12 protein-coding genes are annotated in these 17,676 nt (G+C 40.9%); 5 read left to right on the forward strand and 7 right to left on the reverse strand.

All coding sequences use genetic code 11. The features are described 5' to 3' along the window. Positions 1–11 precede the first annotated feature (11 nt). The 4 genes from hslU to E4S40_RS12310 all read right to left on the reverse strand — a co-directional run bounded on the left by hslU (position 12) and on the right by E4S40_RS12310 (position 6,615). Entirely contained in the window at positions 12–1,403 is a 1,392-nt protein-coding gene (gene hslU / locus E4S40_RS12295) for an ATP-dependent protease ATPase subunit HslU (RefSeq protein ID WP_135074530.1), read from the reverse strand. A gap of 72 nt (positions 1,404–1,475) precedes the next feature. After that, positions 1,476–3,950: an endopeptidase La gene (lon, locus tag E4S40_RS12300; protein ID WP_135074532.1), complete on the reverse strand. Its 2,475-nt coding sequence runs from the start codon at positions 3,948–3,950 to the stop codon at positions 1,476–1,478. A gap of 182 nt (positions 3,951–4,132) precedes the next feature. Further along, positions 4,133–5,449: an RIP metalloprotease RseP gene (rseP, locus tag E4S40_RS12305; RefSeq protein WP_135074534.1), complete on the reverse strand. Its 1,317-nt coding sequence runs from the start codon at positions 5,447–5,449 to the stop codon at positions 4,133–4,135. After that, positions 5,449–6,615, reverse strand: a complete 1,167-nt coding sequence (locus E4S40_RS12310) for a 1-deoxy-D-xylulose-5-phosphate reductoisomerase (protein ID WP_135074536.1) — start codon at positions 6,613–6,615, stop codon at positions 5,449–5,451. The genes rseP and E4S40_RS12310 overlap by 1 nt, the downstream gene beginning before the upstream one ends. Before the next feature lie 204 nt (positions 6,616–6,819). Between E4S40_RS12310 and E4S40_RS12315 the strand changes: the two genes are divergently transcribed. Both E4S40_RS12315 and E4S40_RS12320 read left to right on the forward strand, forming a co-directional pair. After that, positions 6,820–8,268 (forward strand): S1C family serine protease, encoded by a 1,449-nt coding sequence (locus tag E4S40_RS12315; RefSeq protein WP_135074538.1) that lies wholly within the window; start codon positions 6,820–6,822, stop codon positions 8,266–8,268. 75 nt (positions 8,269–8,343) lie between these two features. After that, positions 8,344–8,757, forward strand: a complete 414-nt coding sequence (locus E4S40_RS12320) for an HI0074 family nucleotidyltransferase substrate-binding subunit (RefSeq protein WP_135074540.1) — start codon at positions 8,344–8,346, stop codon at positions 8,755–8,757. A 3-nt stretch (positions 8,758–8,760) separates the two neighbouring features. Here E4S40_RS12320 and dnaA read toward each other — a convergent pair whose 3' ends face one another. Further along, positions 8,761–10,191 carry a chromosomal replication initiator protein DnaA gene (gene dnaA, locus E4S40_RS12325; protein WP_135074542.1) on the reverse strand — a complete coding sequence of 477 codons (1,431 nt, stop codon included), beginning with the start codon at positions 10,189–10,191 and terminating at the stop codon, positions 8,761–8,763. 377 nt (positions 10,192–10,568) lie between these two features. Here dnaA and E4S40_RS12330 point away from each other — a divergent pair, with 377 nt between their 5' ends. From E4S40_RS12330 to E4S40_RS12340, 3 genes are all read left to right on the forward strand, one after another. Beyond that, positions 10,569–11,972, forward strand: a complete 1,404-nt coding sequence (locus E4S40_RS12330) for a methylmalonyl-CoA mutase family protein (protein ID WP_135074544.1) — start codon at positions 10,569–10,571, stop codon at positions 11,970–11,972. Continuing rightward, positions 11,969–14,089, forward strand: a complete 2,121-nt coding sequence (scpA, locus tag E4S40_RS12335; RefSeq protein ID WP_135074546.1) for a methylmalonyl-CoA mutase — start codon at positions 11,969–11,971, stop codon at positions 14,087–14,089. Before E4S40_RS12330 ends, scpA begins: the two co-directional genes overlap by 4 nt. Before the next feature lie 80 nt (positions 14,090–14,169). Beyond that, positions 14,170–16,053 carry a DUF389 domain-containing protein gene (locus E4S40_RS12340; protein ID WP_135074548.1) on the forward strand — a complete coding sequence of 628 codons (1,884 nt, stop codon included), beginning with the start codon at positions 14,170–14,172 and terminating at the stop codon, positions 16,051–16,053. On the opposite strand, the gene E4S40_RS12345 is transcribed toward E4S40_RS12340, so the two are convergent. Together E4S40_RS12345 and E4S40_RS12350 are read right to left on the reverse strand one after the other, a co-directional pair. Beyond that, complete coding sequence (locus E4S40_RS12345; protein ID WP_135074550.1) at positions 16,054–16,356, reverse strand: AtuA-related protein; 303 nt, start codon at positions 16,354–16,356, stop codon at positions 16,054–16,056. Next, positions 16,353–17,675, reverse strand: coding sequence for an acyclic terpene utilization AtuA family protein (locus E4S40_RS12350; protein WP_135074552.1), 1,323 nt, complete (start codon positions 17,673–17,675; stop codon positions 16,353–16,355). Before E4S40_RS12350 ends, E4S40_RS12345 begins: the two co-directional genes overlap by 4 nt. Between the last annotated feature and the right edge of the window lies 1 nt (position 17,676).

Below are 17,676 nucleotides of genomic sequence, written 5' to 3' on the forward strand. Positions count from 1 at the left end.
GGGGCAAATGATTATAAAATATACTGAGAAAGATCTCTGTTTTTAACCAGGGAATTCAATCGCTCCTGAACCATTTCTTTGGTGATCATGATTCGGGAATTCGGTTCAATACTATCCGGCACATCAAATAGAAAGTCATTGAGAAGATGGGACATCACAGTATGAAGTCTTCTCGCACCAATATTTTCCACTTCTTGATTGATCAAAAATGCAATTCGTGCAATCTCATCAATGGCTTCCTCATTAAACTCTAAATAAACCCCTTCTGCTTCAAATAAAGCTTGATATTGCTTGGTCAATGCATTTTTAGGCTCTCTAAGAATTCTGGAAAAATCCTCCTGAGTAAGGCTATTTAACTCCACGCGAATCGGAAAACGACCCTGAAGTTCTGGAATCAAATCTGAAGGTTTGCTTACATGGAATGCTCCTGCAGCTATGAATAAAATATGATCGGTATTGATCACTCCATACTTGGTATTTACAGAGGAACCCTCCACGATTGGAAGCAAATCCCGTTGTACACCTTCCCGGCTCACATCAGGCCCACCTCCATTTTTACCGGACTTGGAAGCGATTTTATCAATTTCGTCAATGAAAATGATTCCATTATTCTCAGCAAGTTTGATTGCCTCTTCTTTGACTTCATCAAAATCGATCAATTTGGAAATCTCCTCCTCAAGTAAAACTTTCCGAGCCTCTGCGATACTCAATTTTCTTTTTTTAGTGCGCTTAGGCATCATACCTGAAATCATATCCTGAAGCCCGGCCATGCTAGCATCATCCATCATTCCGTTTCCGATCATTCCAATTCCAACCGGTGAAGATGCCTTTACATTAATTTCAATCTTTCGTTCATCTAGCTCGCCATTTTGGAGTTTCTCCCGAAATCGTTCACGTGTTCGCTCATTAAGTTCCTGATCATTTGCAGGTTCTTCTTCTTGAGTGGTTGAAACAGGAGTTCTGAAACCAGCACCTTTTACTGGCGGAATCAAAATATCCAAGATCTGCTCTTCAACAGCTTCAGCAGCGCGTGCTTTAACGGCTTCATTTTTAACCTCTCTAACTAAATGAACTGACTGCTCTACTAAGTCCCGAACCATGCTCTCCACGTCCCGGCCCACATAGCCAACTTCTGTAAATTTGGAAGCCTCCACTTTTGTGAATGGAGCTTGCGCCACTTTCGCTAACCTTCTAGCTATTTCGGTTTTACCCACTCCGGTCGAACCGATCATGAGGATATTATTAGGAACAATATCTTTTTGGATATCGGATTTGACCATCATCCTACGGATACGGTTTCGTAAGGCAATTGCCACATTTCGCTTGGCATCGCCCTGACCGATAATATATTTATCAAGCTCCGCTACAATTTGTCGAGGAGTGAGTGAAAATGTCTGATTCATATTTCTAATTTTTAAAAATCAATACTTACCACAAGGGTAAGAAAATCTATTTCTCCCTTTAGTTATTTTTTTTCAATTAGAGGATTTCTCCTCTTGAAAAACGAAGTGAAGGGGATGATTAACTTTTGATTTGAGTAATGCTATGTCAAGAACCTCACTTACTGAATCTACGAAGTGAAATTCCAACCCTTTAAGATAATTTTCATTGATTTCATCAATATCCCGCTTGTTCTTTTTGCAGAGGATAATCTCGCGGATTCCAGCACGTTTAGCAGCCAAGATTTTTTCCTTGATTCCTCCCACTGGCAATACTTTTCCAATCAAACTGATTTCTCCTGTCATCGCCAATTTGGATTTCACCTTTCGCTGTGTATAGACAGAAGCCATGGCTGTTAACATAGTGATTCCAGCAGATGGGCCATCCTTCGGTACCGCTCCCGCAGGCACATGGATATGCAAGTCATATTGATCAAAGATGCGGTAATCTATTCCCAACTCCTCAGCTCTTGATTTCAGATAAGAAAGCGCAGTCATGGCAGATTCTTTCATCACATCTCCTAGCTGTCCGGAAAGAGTCAAACGCCCTTTTCCACGACTCAAGCTGGATTCTATGAATAGAATTTCTCCTCCTACACTAGTCCAAGCCAGTCCAGTAACTACACCAGCTATGGAATTATCCTGATAAGTTTCCTTATCGAAAATCTCCGCACCCAAAACCTTTCTAACAGTTTCGGAATTGATTCTTGGATCATACTCTTCCTCCATTGCAATGGATTTTGCCACATGACGGACCACTTTTCCAATTGCACGCTCCAAATTCCGAACGCCGGATTCAAGAGTATAATCTTCGATGATTTTCACCAAAGCAGATTTGTCGAATCGAATTTGATTGGCCTTTAAGCCATGTTCTTTTCGCTGCTTGGGCACCAAATGACGCTTAGCAATCTCGACCTTTTCCTCTTGGGTATACCCGGTCACTTCGATGATTTCCATTCGATCCCGAAGTGCAGGCTGAATAGTATCCAAAGAATTGGCTGTAGCAATGAATAGGACCTTACTCAAATCATACTCTACTTCCAAGAAGTTGTCCATAAAAGCAAAATTCTGCTCCGGATCCAGTACTTCAAGGAAAGCTGAACTGGGATCTCCTCTGAAATCCGAAGAAAGCTTATCGATTTCATCCAATACAAAAACAGGATTGGATGTCTTGACCTTCTTCATATTCTGAATAATCTTTCCAGGCATCGCTCCCACGTAGGTTTTTCGATGTCCTCGGATCTCAGCTTCATCATGAAGACCACCTAAAGACATTCGAATATATTTTCTTCCCAAAGCAGCTGCTATGGATTTACCCAAAGAAGTTTTTCCGACTCCAGGAGGGCCATACAAACAAAGAATTGGACCTTTTAAATCTTGCTTCAACTTCAAGACCGCCAAATATTCGATGATTCGATCTTTGACTTTTTCCAATCCAAAATGATCAGTATCCAGCACTTTTCGAGCATGCTTCAGGTCGAAATTGTCTTGAGTATACTCATTCCATGGCAATTCAACCATGGTTTCCGCATAGTTGAGTGCAATAGGATATTCTGCTGCGGAAGGATTAATTCGAAGAATTTTATCCAGCTCTTTTTCAAAATGCTTTTTTACCTCTGGCGACCAGTTTTTCTGAGCTCCTCGAGCACGTAAATCTTCTACTTCTTTTTCGGGACCTTCTTCACCTAATTCGGTTTGAAGGATTTTCATCTGCTGTCGCAAGAAATAATCCCGTTGCTGCTGATCGATATCGGTATGAACCTTTTTCTGAATCTCTGACTTGAGCTCCAGCATTTGAATATCCTTCAGCATAAACTCCAGCAACAAAGTAGCCCTTTCTACACCATCATTTATCTCCAATAATTTTTGCTTGGACTCTACAGGTGCATTAATGTTGGAGGAAAGAAAATGGGTCAAAAAAGGCGTATTGTCGATATTATCCAAAGCAACCTGTGCCTCCCGAGGAATCTCAGGATTCAAGTGCAATATTCGGGTAGCAGCTTCTTTTAAGGATTCCTCTAAGGCTTTTACTCTTTTGGAAGATTTAGGAAAATTTTCATCTAAATACTTCACATTAGCCACAAAATAAGGATCATCTGTAACCTGCTCTTCAATCTGGAAGCGCTTTTTCCCTTGGATAATAATCGTAGTGTTCCCATCCGGCAATACGATCATCTTGATGATTTTGGCAACTGTTCCAACCTGGTAAATATCTTCCCAACTTGGGTCATCTACGTTAGGATTGATTTGAGCACAAACCCCAACGAGTTTATCACCTTTTTGGGCTTTTTTGACCAGTTTGATGGATCGCTGTCTACCAACTGTGATAGGAATTACCACACCCGGAAAAAGCACTGTATTGCGGACCGATAAAATCGGTATTTGTTCTTTAAAATCTTCGGTACCTTGCTGACCATCCTCTTCATCGGTAATTAATTGGATCAAATCCCCTTCATTGGCATAATCTCCGACAATCAGATTTTCAAATAAGGACTTTTCAAATTGGCTCATATAGACATTTTGACAGACAAGCTGTCGGTTTAATGCAAATTTTCTATTTAAAACTCTTTATTCTCTGCGTAGGCATTGAAGGTTCAAGCCTTATGCCAAAGGGAAATGGGGTCATATTGGCAGAGTCAAAAAAACCGAGCCTTTCAGCCCGGTTTAAATTAGCTACTAAATCCTAATTACGGTTAACCCGTGATAAATTTCAAAATATCATTTCCAATAGCGAAAACCATCAAGACCAATAGAATGGCCATCCCTACTTTTTGAGCATTTTCCAGGAATCTATCAGAAGGAGCTCTTCCTGAAACCATCTCGTATAAAAGAAACATTACATGTCCTCCATCCAATGCCGGGATAGGAAGTAGGTTCATAAAGGCCAAAATCATGGAAATCAAACCGGTAATACTCCAAAACTTACCCCAATCCCAGGAATCACCATAGATTTTCGCCATCCCGATTGGGCCACTGACATTCTTGACAGAAACCTCACCGGTAAACATTTTACCCAAAGCTTTGGCATTGATAATCACCACGCTAAATGCTCGTTCTGTTCCCTTGCTCAATGCTTCTGCAAATCCATATTTTCGCTTCACTGGCTCAATCAAAGGATTGGCTGCGATTCCGATTGTACCTTCGGCAGAAACTGCAACAGCTATGGTATCTTGAACACCTTCCGACTCTACCACCAAGTTGGCTTCTTGATTTTTCAAATCAGCCAAGGCTGATTGCAATTCATCAAAATATTGGATAGGCTTTCCGTTTACAGCTAGGATTTTATCTCCCTTTTTCAACCCAGCTTCCGCTGCTGATTCTTCCGGTGCGACTGCAAACAAATTAAAAGGATAACGAATGGAAACAAATTTGGAAAAAGCCTCTTCAGAATTGAAGGAATTGATAAATCCTCGAGGGATTTCTACCTTTACTTGCTCACCATTTCGATCTACAGTGTAATATCCATTTTCAGCAAGCAATACACTACCACTGCTCAATTCATTCAAGCTTTGGTAAGGCTGCCCATTTACATCAATGATTTTGTCACCTGTTTTAAGACCGATTGACTCTCCATATTCGTATGCTACGATGCCGTTTTCGATGATTTGATCTCTGGAAAAAAAGGTTTCTCCATTGCTGTAAACTAAAAACACGAAGATGATAATACCAGTAATCACATTCACAATGATGCCTCCTAGCATCACTATCAAGCGCTGCCAAGCTGGCTTGGACCGAAACTCCCAAGGTTGAGGCTCAGAGGACAATTGCTCGGTATCCATGGACTCATCGACCATGCCGGAAATTTTCACAAAGCCACCCAAAGGAATCGCTCCTATGGAATATTCTGTCTCACCCCACTGAAACCCAGCGATTTTGGGAGGAAATCCAATCGAAAATTTTTCTACTCGCATGCCAAAAAGCTTGGCAGTTAATAAGTGTCCCAACTCATGTAATCCTACCAGGATAGACAATCCAAGTAAAAGCTGGCCCACCATAATCAATGTATCCATTATACGTACTGTTTTATTAATTCTTTGGAAATAGTTCGAACCTGCTCATCACTCGCCACATAATCCTCCAAGCTTGGGTGACTGATGAAATCCGCACGGTTCATTGCGTTTTCAATCAACTCAGACATTTGCAAAAATCCAATCTGATCTTTGAGGAAAGCTTCCACGGCAATTTCATTGGCTGCATTGAGCATACAAGGAGCATTTCCTCCTTTCTCCAAAGCATCAAAAGCCAGTTGAAGGTTCCGGAAGGTTTTCAAATCAGGTTGTTCGAAAGTCAAATTGGGATAATTTAAGAAATCAAACCGCTCAAAATCACTTTTCAGTCGGTGAGGATAGCTCAAAGCAAACTGAATAGGGATACGCATATCGGGAAGTCCGAGTTGTGCTTTAATGGATCCATCTTCAAACTGAATCAAGGAATGAATAATACTTTGAGGATGGACAACTACCTCTATTTGATCGGTATCTAAACCAAAGAGCCATTTTGCCTCAATCACCTCCAGACCTTTATTCATCAGCGAAGCAGAATCAATGGTGATTTTCGCCCCCATATCCCAGTTAGGATGCTTTAAGGCTTGTTCTTTGGTTACTGATTCAAGAAACTGGCGGTCTTTTCCTCTAAATGGTCCTCCCGAGGCAGTTAAAATGATTTTTTCGATTGGGTTATGCCACTCTCCTACCAAACATTGGAAAATTGCCGAATGCTCAGAATCAACCGGATAAATATTGACAGCGTTTTCTTTGGCAAGTTGGGTAATGATTTCACCAGCAACTACTAACGTTTCCTTATTTGCTAAAGCGATTTGTTTTCCAGCCCGAATAGCCTGAACAGTAGGAATTAGCCCTGAATAACCAACCAATGCAGTCAAGACCACATCAATGGTTTCCATCTCCACCACCTGCGCTAATGCTTTGGGACCTGCAAAAACTTTGATGTCATGAGGGATCAAGGCATCTTTTACTACTTGATACTTAGCTTCATTGGTAATGACTACCGCATTGGGCTGAAATTCCAAAGCCTGTTGAATAAGTAAATCGCAATTGTTTTGAGCGGTCAATACTTCTACCTGAAAGTCCTCAGGATGCTGACGAATCACATCTAGGGTTTGTCTACCAATACTTCCGGTACTACCCAAGATGGCTACGCGCTTCAATTCTGACATGTAATTATATTTTGAAAATTAACCAGCCCTTAAAAAGGAAAGTTTTGGTGATGGCTGACAAAATTACAAGATGCCGAGACTTTTCCTTGTACAATTCGTCAGTTTTTCCCCTTCGGAAAAGTTTTTGAGACGGAATATCCTTAAAAGATGTGAATTCGTCCAACGGAAATGAATTTTGATCGTCAGGTTGAAAAACGGAAAAGCATGGAAAACCTACTTAAAACTACAGCAATTGGATTCATGGCGGGAATAGCCGGAGCTGCCTTTTGGAGTGTCACTGACCTTTCTCCAGAGGAATCTCCTGTAACCAAGCCCATCAAAATTGAAGAAAGCAGTTCGCTTTCTGTTCCTGAAGATTTTGAGCCTGTACCTCGGACTTTTTCGACCAATCCTCCAATTTCCTTTGTTGCTGCTTCGGAAAACAGCACTGAATCAGTGGTCTTCATCAAAAACTTTTCAGGAAGCGACCCAAGAAGGTATAGTATGTTTGACTTTTTCTTCGGAACAGGTCCTACTCAACAAGTCAGTACTGGTTCAGGGGTAATCATTTCCGATGATGGCTACATTATCACCAATAACCATGTAATTGACCGGGCTGAGACTATTGAAGTCATCCATAAAAAACGCACCTATCAGGCTCGATTAGTTGGAACTGACAAGAATACAGACATAGCTGTTTTAAAAATTGATGCAAAAAACCTTCCTGCTATCAAGCGGGGAAGTTCTCGGGATTTACAAATCGGAGAATGGGTTATTGCCGTGGGAAACCCTTTCAACCTAACTTCTACCGTCACTGCTGGAATTGTATCAGCTAAAGAACGACAAATCAATATTCTTGGTGGTGATTTTCCATTGGAAAGTTTCATTCAAACTGATGCTCCCATTAACCCTGGTAACTCCGGTGGCGCTTTGGTGAATGTAGAAGGGGAATTGGTGGGAATCAATACTGCTATCCTTTCCCGAACTGGTTCCTACACAGGGTATGGGTTTGCTGTACCAGTTGACATTGCCATGAAAGTTGCCAATGACCTCATCAAATATGGAGAGGTTCAAAAAGCCATTCCAGGAATTGAGGCCGTTGAAATCACACCTGAGTTGGCTGAAGAAATGGATATTGAATCTCTTGACGGTGTTATCGTCACTCATGTGATACGGGAGGGAGCAGCTGAGTCAGCCGGCATAAAAAGAAGTGATGTGATCGTACAGATCGATGATCAAAAAATCACTGGAATGGGAAGTTTTGAAGAGGCCCTTTCCTACCATTATCCGGGCGATCAAATCAAAGTTTCCTTCACTCGTGAAGGAAAACTTAACTCCGCAACCCTAACCCTTCAAAATTTGGAAGGAGGAACAGGAATTCTAAAACGGGAATATTATAGTTCAAGACTTTTGGGAGCCAGATTAGAAGCCGTCAATGCGATCGAAAAGGACCGACTTGATATTTCTTATGGAATAAAAATTACAGCCCTTACAAGAGGTTATCTGAGAGACTTAGGCTTGCGTGATGGATTTGTATTGACTCAAATCAATCGAGAACCAGCCAAGGATCCAGAAAAAGTAGGGAAATTCTTGGAAGATTTTAGTGGCAAACTGCTTTTAGAGGGCGTTGCACCGAATGGTCAACCATTCATGCAAAGTTATACTGTTAGATAAAGAGAGGGCTTCAGCCTTCTCTTTTTCCTTGGTATCCTATCAAAATATTCTTTAGATTTAAGAAAGTGCCGATTTATGAAATCACTCCCACCATCTTGCGAACAGTGTTTTGAACAATTTAAAGTAGCCCTGGAAGATCTTCGTCTTTTTGTTCAGCAATCAAAGAATAAGGAACTTTCTGAAGTCTATAGCCGAGAACTTATCGCGAATTTCGAAGTAGCCCATGAGCTCGCATTAAAAGTCATCAAAACCTATCTGAAAAATCAAGGTAAGGGGCCTTTCTCAGGTTCTAGAGATTTGACCGTGGAAGCCTTTCATGCTGATTTAATTGATGATGGAAAAGCCTGGCTAGATATTGTGATTGATCGGATTCAGTATAATCCAATTTATGATTTAGATACACAGAAGACTTTCTTGGATAATATTTGCCATAAATACATCCAACTTTTTGAAAAATTTGAGGATACGATGGAGAAAAAGCTCTATTGAATTTTAATAAGAGCGCATTTTAAACTTCTTCTTCAACTCATTGACTGAGTTTTTGAAGTTTGTATCAGTATCCATCATATCATTAACGGTAGTCAATGCGTGGATTACTGTGGAGTGATCTCTTCCCCCAAAATGATAACCAATCGATTTGAGCGAATGATTGGTGAATTCTTTTGAAAAATACATGGCAACCTGCCGGGCAATTACAATTTCTTTTTTCCTCGTTTTTGCCTTCAAATCATCCAATTCAATGCTGAAATATTCTGCAACGGTTTTTTGAATGAAGTCAATGCCAACCTCAGTCTCGATATCCTTGATGATATTTTTCATGACTGCTTTGGCTAACTGCAGATCGATTTCTACTCGATTCAACGATGCATGTGCGATCAAAGAGATTAAAATTCCCTCCAACTCTCGCACGTTGGTATCTACAGTATAAGCCAGGTATTCAACCACATCATCAGGAATGAAAATCCCCTCTGATTGCATTTTTCTCCGGATAATCGCCACCCTTGTTTCAAAATCAGGCATTTGAAGATCAGCTGTCAATCCCCACTTAAATCGGGAAAGCAAACGCTCTTCCAAACCTTTCAAGTCTCTCGGAGGGCAATCCGAAGTCATGATAATCTGTTTTTTACTTTGGTGTAGGTGGTTGAAAATATGGAAAAACATCTCCTGAGTGCGATCCTTTCCTGCTAGGAATTGAATATCATCGATAATCAGGACATCCACCTGCATATAGAAATTCGTAAAACTCTTCACATTTCCATCCTTGATGGAATCCATAAATTGGTTGACGAATTTCTCAGAGGAAACATACAGGACAAATTTATCTTCGGGTCCGTTTTTGATTTCGTTTCCGATGGCCTGAACCAAGTGTGTCTTGCCAAGTCCCACCCCTCCATATACCATCAGTGGGTTGAATGAAGTAATTCCCGGCTTAGTCGCTACTGCAAATCCAGCAGACCGAGCCAAGCGATTACAATCTCCCTCAATGTAGGTGCTGAAGGTATAATTAGGATTCAGATTGCTTTGGGTCAACATGTCATCACCCAAACTCTCCATCTGGAAAGGACTTTTTTTAGTATCCTGATTGGTAGCAGCAGTAACATTGGCCTTTTTGGCACCATGATTTCCCTGAGGATAAGAAACGACATAAGGCTGATTTGCTGAATTGCCTCTGTCCACAACAACGGCGTACTCTAAGCGTCCACTTTGCCCCAAGACAGTTTTGATGGCTAATTTCAGCTCTTGTATGTAATTGTCTTCCAGCCATTCATAAAAAAACTGACTAGGAACCTGAATTGTCAGGGAAGTCCCTTCCAACTTGACCGGGTTTATGGGTTTAAACCAAGTAGAAAAGCTCTGCTCGCTAACGTGCTGCTCTATGACACGTAGACACTCATTCCATACTGCGCTAGCTTCTGAACTCATTCGAAGGTTTTCTGAAAAGTTACAACCGGTAGGGTTTTGACAAGGGAGTCAAATTTGAACAAAAATCAATTAAATTAAAAATTGAAAAGCCCTTGAAATATTGAAAATTTGGACTGGTGCGGGATTCTTTATTATACAGTTCAATAAAATTCAATCTTTATTTTTTCGTCGATAAAATCCAGAGATAAAAAACGACTGAATCAGTTACAATTTCACTCATCATAGGAATGATCAATTTCCTGCTCCAAATTGATCTTATGAAGGCTTTTCGAAAAGCGATTTTTCCATTAAAAAATTCTTTTTCATACAATCCCGGCTCTTTCATTAATTTTGAATAGCTAACGATTTAGAAAGAATACAAACCCAAAAACCAAATAATGACTGATCCGAATTTTTTTCCTTTTTCCCCTTCCGACAAATCAAAATGGAAAAGTCAAGTTGAAAAAGACTTGAAAGGAAAAGATTTTGAAAAGACCCTAGTGAGTACTGTTTGGGGGAAAATCAAACAGCACCCTTATTATGATTCCTCTGATACAAGTTTCCTTGCTACTGCAATGGATTTCCATGAACCGGTTGAAATCCCTGCATTGGGTCCGAGACACTGGACAAATGCGGTGGAAATTTTCCCAAGCGACTCACTTTCCTCTAACAAGGAAATTCTCAACCACCTTCAAAATGGGGCTGATGCCTTGGTAATTCATTGCCAAGAATCAATGGATTGGGAAAAGGTCCTGAAGAATGTACTATTGGAATACATCCATATATATATCACGCCCGATTCCGACAAGCCTGAATCTCTTTTTGAGTTTTTTGACTTTATAGAAAAATCAGGACTACCAAAAGAAAAACTGAAAGGTGCAATTCTTTGGTCTCCAGCTGATGCCCTTTTTGAGAATAATTCAGATTGGAATAAAAATCTGGAACTAGCTCAAAAATTGATTGAATCATCCAAGGACTTTCCCCATTTTCAGGCTTTAACCATCAAATTTGCTCGTTACGCTAATGCAGGTGCAAGCGGGATAACAGAAACATTCCTAGGATTATCAGAATTAATCGAGCTAGTCGATGGACTTCAGAATTCAGGTTTGTCTCCTAAGGTCATTTTTGAAAACTTGGCTTTTCATTCTTGTGCAGGACGAGACCATTTTCCTGAAATGGTCAAGCTCAAAAGCCTTCGAGTTTTGATTCCCGCTCTGGGAGAAAAATTCGGAGTAACGGTTTCTCCTTCCCAAATTCACTTGATTGTCTCGTCCAGCCTTTGGACGAAAAGTCTGATAGATCAAAATAATAACTTCATCCGTCAAACCTACGAGGCAATCTCTGCCATTTTAGGGGGATGTAACACCCTTTGGATTAGGCCGATTGAAGGAGAAAACGCTTCTACACTTTCAAAGCGGGTAGCAAGAAACATTTCAAGTATACTTCGTGAAGAGAGTCATCTAGATAAAGTTATGGATCCGACTGCCGGAAGTTATTATATAGAATCACTGATGAAAGATTTTATCAATTCATGCATTGATGAAATTAGCAAAATAGAGGCAGAAGGAGGCTGGTTAAAAGCGTTCCAAAAAAGAGAAATTCACAAGCTCGTGCGCGCAGAGCGGGAAGCTATCCAAAAAGCCATTTATGAAAATCAGCTTAGCGAGGTCGGTGTTAATCGCTACCTAGCAAGTGGTAAATTGATCAATAATTTACCATTTAAGCCCATCCCAGAAAAAGAATTTCAGCTCCTCCCCAGCAGAGAAAGTTATCTTATCGAACAAGAAACCCTTCAGGCATGAGACCAGATTTCAGCAATTGGAAAATAAATACAAAAGTGAAGTCCGCTCAGAAAGAAAGTTCTTCATCTTGGCTTGCACCTGAGAAAATAAATGTGCCATCGACTTTTGACCCAAAGGAGATAAAGCAATTAGGCCATCTTGGTTTTTCAGCTGGCCTTCCACCTTATTTGCGCGGTCCATACAGCAGCATGTATGTCATGCGGCCCTGGACCATTCGGCAGTATGCAGGATTTTCAACTGCGGAAGAATCCAATGCTTTTTATAGAAGAAATTTAGCTGCAGGCCAAAAAGGCTTATCAGTAGCCTTCGATCTTCCAACTCATCGAGGGTATGATTCGGATCATCCGCGGGTTGTTGGAGATGTAGGAAAAGCAGGGGTAGCCATTGATACGGTAGAGGACATGAAACTGCTTTTTGATCAAATTCCATTAGATCAAATGTCTGTTTCCATGACGATGAATGGGGCTGTAATTCCAATTTTGGCCTTTTATATTGTTGCAGCGGAAGAGCAAGGAGTTTCTCCAGAAAAGCTAAGCGGAACCATTCAAAACGATATTTTGAAAGAGTTCATGGTTCGCAACACCTACATCTATCCTCCTGTTCCAAGCATGCGGATTATCGCAGATATTTTTGAATATACTTCGAAAAACATGCCTCGCTTCAATTCCATTTCTATTTCCGGCTACCACATGCAGGAGGCCGGGGCAACAGCAGATTTGGAATTGGCTTATACCTTAGCAGATGGATTGGAATATTTAAGAACAGGGATTCAGGCGGGATTGGATATTGATGACTTTGCACCTCGACTCTCATTTTTCTGGGCGATTGGAATGAACTACTTCATGGAAATTGCCAAAATGAGGGCAGGAAGATTGCTTTGGGCAAAAATTGTAAAGCAGTTCAATCCTAAAAACCCAAAATCAATGGCACTGCGAACGCATTGCCAAACTTCTGGTTGGTCATTGACCGAGCAAGATCCTTTCAACAATATCACCCGAACGGCAGTAGAAGCTCTTGGAGCTGCCATGGGACATACCCAATCCCTCCACACCAATTCCTTGGATGAAGCCATTGCACTCCCAACGGATTTTTCTGCTCGTATTGCTCGAAACACTCAATTGATTCTTCAAGAAGAGCTTGGAATAACGCAGGTAGTGGACCCTTGGGGTGGCTCTCTTTACGTAGAATATCTTACTGACCAACTTGTCCAACGGGCCTGGACTTTGATTGAGGAAGTGGAAAGTCTAGGCGGTATGGCAAAAGCAATAGAAGCCGGCGTTCCAAAACTCAGAATCGAAGAAGCAGCTGCCAAAAAACAAGCTCGAATTGACAGCGGTCAAGATATCATTGTGGGAGTTAACCGATTCCAAGTTGAAGAAGATTCTGACATCGAACTTTTAGAGGTTGATAATCAGTCGGTGAGACTTTCTCAAATTGAACGAATTCAGGAGGTTAAAGCAAAAAGAAACGAAGAGGAAGTACAAAAATCCTTAGCAGCAATTTCCAAAGCAGCTCAGGAAAAAAACGGAAACTTATTAGATTTAGCAGTTCAAGCGGCTCGAAATCGCGCTACATTAGGTGAGATTTCAGAGGCCATGGAAAAGGTTTTTGGAAGACATCAAGCTCAAACCAAATCTGTCACAGGTGTTTATGCTGGAGAAGTGAAAAATCAAGATTCATTCAAAAAAGCTATAGAACTATCTGATCAATTCTCTGCTATGGAGGGGCGAAGACCTAGAATCCTTGTGGCGAAAATGGGTCAAGATGGACATGACCGCGGAGCAAAAGTCATTGCAACCGGTTTTGCCGATTTGGGATTCGATGTAGACATTGGCCCTCTTTTCCAAACTCCTGAAGAAGTAGCAACCCAAGCGATAGAAAATGATGTGCATATCGTAGGTGCATCTTCTCTGGCAGCTGGTCATAAAACTCTTATCCCGCAACTTATCGAAGAGCTCAAAAAGCAGGGAAGGCCAGATATTATGGTTGTGGCAGGAGGAGTAATTCCTCCAAAGGATTACGAATTTCTTTACAATTCAGGAGTTTCAGAAGTGTTTGGTCCAGGAACTGTTCTTTCGGAAGCAGCCATCAAGATTTTACACAAATTAATGGCATAGAGGGGATTATTGAATCGTCTTTCACTTGAGCTTTGAAGAATTTTGGGCTACCTTAAAGAAGTAAGTTCTGGTAGCCCACTATGAAAAAATACCATCTTTTTTTTGATCCAAATTTGGATGAAGGGGAGCGGAAAAATTTCTTCGAAAAACTCGATCCCCGACCTGAAAGCACTTTAAGTATAGATTCTCTGAATTGGTCAGATTTTTCGAAAGAAGACTTTCTTCTTCTATGGGTAAATGATGAACAAGGGAAAGAAATCCTGACCAGTTTTCCTGAGGAGGGACCAAAGCTTATTTTCCTTCCCCAACCAGAACTGAAATTGATTGCAAAATCTCTTGGTGTTCCAAACTCGAAAGAAACGGCATTTAAAAATTTTCAGGCAGTAGAAGAAATTCCAGCATTTGATTTATTAGAAATCAATGGTGAGCTCTGTCTAAACTCATTGGTGATTGGCGATTCACTTAGTGTTTTATATGACTCTTTTGGAAAAGGTTTTTTTCAAAATTTGAAGGATAGATTTTCTCGCTTTTTCAAACTTTTCAGACAAGTAGATCTTCAAAAATTCCGAATCACCTACCAATCTGGCGAAGAAGAAAAAAACTTGGAGACAGCCGCAATGGGGGTTTTGGTCGTACCTCACTGCGAAAGCAATTTGATTTTCAAGCGTCTTATTCCTCAAAGCGGATTGAGCGATTCCATGATTCATATCATCTTGGTCTCTCCAAAAAGTCTCCTTTCCATTATCAGTTTTGGGATACAAACACTTTTTTTTCCATTCAGAAGAAGTACCATACCGAGCTTCCTGACCTATATTTCTACTCCAAAAATGACTATAGAGATTGGGGAAGAAATTCCTTTTGCTATCGATGGAGAGGAGCATCAAGGATCGAAAATCGAACTTCAACTTTCTGAAAAAAAGTTACGGATACTCCCCAATTTTGAAAGTGAAAAAACAAAGGAAACCAAACAGCGAGAAATCAATGTACAGAAACTACCTACAGGAAACCTGTTAGAAGAGTTAACCCGACGACACCTTCCCTGGGTACGGCATGCCACTACAGAGGAATTCAAGGAATTGTTTACCCTGCTTAGACAAAATTCCAAAGCATCCAGCAGTTTTTTGGTATTGATGGCCCTATCGACATTGATTGCCACTTTTGGACTTTTTGGAAATTCCAGCCCGGTAGTTATCGGAGCGATGATTTTGGCTCCTTTGATGGGGCCGATTATTTCTTTGGCCATGGGTGCACTTCGCCAAGATGGAATTCTAGTCAAAAACAGCCTTGCAACCATCTTTTTGGGGATTCTTATCGGTTTGTTTTTCGCAGTAATTATTACGTGGATTACGCCTTTAAAAATTCTTAACTCTGAAATAGTAGCACGAATTCGGCCGAATCTTTTGGATCTGGGAGTAGCTGTAGCAGCTGGCGTTGCAGGGGCCTATGCACATTCAAGAGAAGAAATTGCAAAAACTTTGGCTGGGGTAGCTATTTCTGTGGCTCTTGTTCCACCTTTAGCAGTTGCAGGAATTGGATTGGGTTGGGGCAATTGGAACGTATGCTGGGGAGCCTCACTCCTATTCGGAACCAACCTTGCAGGAATTGTTATGGCTGCTGCCTTGACATTTTTACTACTGGGATATAGTCCTTTTCAATTAGCTCAAAAAGGACTTATCGTAAGTGTTTTGATTTTGGTTTTGATTACAGCTCCTCTGGTCTTGAGTTTTCGTGACATGGTAGAGGAAAACACCCTCATTGAAAATCTAAGTGGAAAAGAAATACCACACGGATTGATGCGGGAAGTGAATGTTTTAGAAATCAACCCCCTTCGGATTTCAGTGACAATTCTCTCCGATAAACAACTTCAAGAATCCGATTACCTTGAAATAAAAAAAGAAATTGAGGCTATGGTAGGCCAACCTATCGAATTGGAGTTGACTTTAGGAGTGAAGGTTTTTGATTGATCAGATTTCCATTTCCAACAGCGCATAGCTCAAACTTTTCCCATGAGAATCCAAAGCCAACGATGTAGTAACTCCTCCTGCCAAGGCATCTTCACAAGTGAATTGTAGCGCCTTTATAGAAGGCAACACATAGCGGGTCACATTCCCTTGCAATTGATTTTGAAGATGTTTTTTCACACGATCAGCGGTTATATTTTGAACTAGCCAATCAAAATCTTTTTCATCAAAAGGAATCAGTGAAAGCACCAAAATATTCCCTTTATCCCCTGCCCTACTATGGGCTATATCAGCTAATCTTTTCATACTGAAAACAATTGAAAGCTAGGTTTGACTTGATCACGATTCAAAAGTGTAGAAACAACTCCTATCACTTGAGTAACCATTTTTCTGGCACCTCCTCCGCCCGCAGGTCCATTTGTATAAAGAGCCTCGACTTCTTCTCCGATTAGTTGTGCCTGCTCCATAGTATCACACATCCCCGAAACTCGAAGCCTAACCTCATAAGGATTGGAGTTCTTGGACAATTCAGTTGGATGAAGAGAGTTCAGGCCTATTAAATCGACACGAAGGTTGGTAATTTGTCCCTTTATTCGCTTTTCGATGATCTCACCTGCCAACTTCGCTCGCTCAACTGCATGGGCCCCTGCATAAGAAATCTCCCCTTCCCCTTTAAAACCTGCCTCATATCCTACACTAACCTTATATGTTTCAGGTTTTTCAATTCCTCCTCCACCACTTACTTGAAGTTGATCGAAGGCAATTTCTTCAAATTGAACAGTAGAAAAATCCGCAACCACATCAGGTGTAAAATAATGATGAGGATCTAAAACCTCATACAGCAACTGCTCTTTTGCAATCTGCTCAGAGATCATTCCACCGGTTCCCTCTACCTTGGAAATAATTCCTCTTCCATCTGAAAAAACATCCACAAAAGGATGACCCAATCGGTCTAATTCAGGAACAGGTTTAGAAACTGGATCAGCAAAATATCCTCCTGTCAGTTGGCCAGCACATTCCAAAAGATGTCCCAAAACGGTGCCTTTTCCCAACATGTCAAATTGATCCAATTCCCATCCAAATTCATGAATCATGGGTGCTAAGAAAAGGGAAGGATCAGCCACTCTTCCCGTAATTATTATATTGGCATCGGTCTCTAAAGCTGGTAAAATAGCCTCCACACCCAAATAGGCATTAGCAGAAACCAGCTTGCCATAAGATTGAATGGGTTGATTATTTTCAATGGAATGCTCCTGACCGGTGAGAAATTCAAATACATCATCTCCAAAAACCGCTGCTACCTTGATCGAGAGATTTTGAGCCTTAGCTAGCTCCAGAATTTTCTTTGCCCCTGCAATTGGATTTGCTGCACCCATATTAGTAACTAGGCGAGTCTTATGCTCAAGCAATAAAGGAAGCAAACCCCTTAGCCTCTTTTCCAATAGGACATCGTAACCAAGTTCTGGATTTTGCAATTTTCTTTTTTGAGCTAAAGCGATTGTCCGTTCTGCTAAACATTCTAAGACCAAGTAATCCAAATTTCCATTTTCAGTAAGGATCAATGCGGGCTCAATACGATCTCCTGAAAAACCTGCACCACAACCGATTCTGATTTTTTCTTTCATC

This window comes from Algoriphagus kandeliae, from assembly GCF_004571135.1.
Lineage (GTDB): Bacteria > Bacteroidota > Bacteroidia > Cytophagales > Cyclobacteriaceae > Algoriphagus > Algoriphagus kandeliae.